Raw genomic sequence first — 2,065 nt, forward strand, 5'->3', positions numbered from 1 at the left:
TTATTATCTTCAATTGGGTATATTTCACCAGCTCAATATGAAACAGACTACTATGATAATTTAAACGAGTCAGGTAAAGTGGCCTGACTTAAACAAACTGGTCTCCGATGAACTCGGGGCGATTCATTTGTATACATTCGACAGCGTGCCTATTATCTCATTTTGTCATACACAGTTTTCATCTAAAATAACCTGTTGCGCCTTTAAAAATAGGCGTATACGCTTTGTTTACACCCGTATACATCAGAGGTATTTTAGAATGGCTATTCTAAGCATCCGAATTGACGATAAATTAAAAGAGTCTTTAAGTAGTGAGGCGCAAAAGGAAGGTATTTCTTTATCTGAATATGTGAAGAAATCACTGGAAATTAAGAGCGTTGATACTCATATACTAGCAACAGAGAAAAACTTAAAAAGCTCTGTTGATAGTATTAAAGATTTAGCGCTCGTCTCTCAGGAGACTGTACACGAAGTTGAACTAAATATTCAGCGGCTAAATGAATCGCTTAAAAATGCAAATCACTTAAAAGAAATCAAAAAATTGAAATGGATATTGATTTCTATATCCCTCATCTTTGTATCAATCTCGATCCCAATATTTCACTTTAATATTGCTTATTTCAAAACCTTCTTTTATTAGGCTTTATCCTGAATAATTTAAGGCCTATGAGCCAAGCCTATTAGTAAATATTCCAGTTACCGGAAAGCCTTTGCCGTCCAACACCTCTGTATTAAGCTTTTCACTTTACGATGAATTACCTTCAACAACTTAATTTAAATAAACTTTTTAAAGGCGTTTTCAAAAGACTATAAGTGTATAATTATGGCGCAGGTTTTGCAGTTAATATCACTCATACGATCATACTAAGGAAAAGAACCTATGCGAGTTGATGCAAACGTACATTATTTTAATGGGAACCAGCGTACCAAGCCTTCAACAGAGGCCTCAACGTCATTTTCGGCTGCATTAACAGCAGCACAAACAGACAATGATAAGACTGACAGCAGCACAAAACAGGCGGATTTCACTAGTATGACCCGGCAAGAAATGCGGGACTGGGCCAACACTCAAATCCGCAATGGAGAAATGTCTCTCGATGACGGCAGGCCTTTCATGGCTATGACTATGAAAATACCCGTAAATGGAGGCGAACTGGCAGGTGCACACAGTGATGAAACACGATATAACTTCATTCAAAAAACGCGTGATGGCATCCAAGGCGCACTGTCACGCAATGACGAGACTACTTTGAAGATGTTAGAATCAGCTATGTCTATCATGCAAGACAAAAGTACTGGTGTTAACATTCGTATTTAGAAATATAAAAAGGCCAGAATGTCTGGCCTACATCATTAATAAATCAAAGAATACTGATCTGGACTGACATAGTATTCCATGGCGAATTAGTCGAAGTATTTTGGTATTTGAATAATCCGTTTTGATGACCATCGACATTGTATTCATTGAGGAAACCCACGACAGTTTGCCCAGCGGTACAAGGCCATGTGTAGTTACTACCAGTCACACAAACAGGCGTACTTGAGTACATTGTGGAACTCGGAAGTAACCCACCGTTCATCCAAGCAATATGATTATAACCATAACCAATTTCTAAAACAGCAGTACGCAGCTGCTCTCCCCCATGATCACATGCAGTTGTTGTCATACCAACAGTGGACTCCCACCCACAATCAGTTGAACCAACAGCATATACCCACATTGAAGATAGCGGCGGAGCTGATGCTCGAGCCATTAATTCAGACTCCATGCGGATGTTTTTGATTTCGGCAGGAGCTGGAGCATTCTGACTAGTGAGTACAGGAAGGGAGGTAATTACTTGTTGACTGCGCGGAACTTCCTCAGCATAACTCATATTACTTACACCAGTTGCTATGACTACAGATAGCAGGCCCGAATTAAATTTATTTTCATAGTCCTTGAACATTAGGCTTGCGCAATCTCACCCTTTCAAGGGCGAGTCAAGCAAGAGGTAACTAGTCTTTTTTCTGACTTAAAGCGCGTGAAGTTTTTACGGCTCTTTCACTTGGCGGTGTGTTTTGATTT

At 39.5% G+C, this 2,065-nt stretch carries 3 protein-coding genes; 2 read left to right on the forward strand and 1 reads right to left on the reverse strand.

From position 1 onward, the window contains the following. Positions 1-259 precede the first annotated feature (259 nt). Together ABMY41_RS21665 and ABMY41_RS21670 are read left to right on the forward strand one after the other, a co-directional pair. Complete coding sequence (locus ABMY41_RS21665) at positions 260-640, forward strand: hypothetical protein (RefSeq protein WP_024606317.1); 381 nt, start codon at positions 260-262, stop codon at positions 638-640. A 240-nt stretch (positions 641-880) separates the two neighbouring features. Then, positions 881-1,318 carry a hypothetical protein gene (locus tag ABMY41_RS21670; RefSeq protein ID WP_013463093.1) on the forward strand — a complete coding sequence of 146 codons (438 nt, stop codon included), beginning with the start codon at positions 881-883 and terminating at the stop codon, positions 1,316-1,318. A 43-nt stretch (positions 1,319-1,361) separates the two neighbouring features. Here ABMY41_RS21670 and ABMY41_RS21675 read toward each other — a convergent pair whose 3' ends face one another. After that, positions 1,362-1,754, reverse strand: coding sequence for a YolA family protein (locus ABMY41_RS21675; RefSeq protein WP_199524511.1), 393 nt, complete (start codon positions 1,752-1,754; stop codon positions 1,362-1,364). Positions 1,755-2,065: the final 311 nt, after the last annotated feature.

The sequence above is a fragment of the Pseudoalteromonas sp. BZA4 genome, assembly GCF_040104395.1.
In the GTDB taxonomy this organism is placed as follows: Bacteria; Pseudomonadota; Gammaproteobacteria; order Enterobacterales; family Alteromonadaceae; genus Pseudoalteromonas.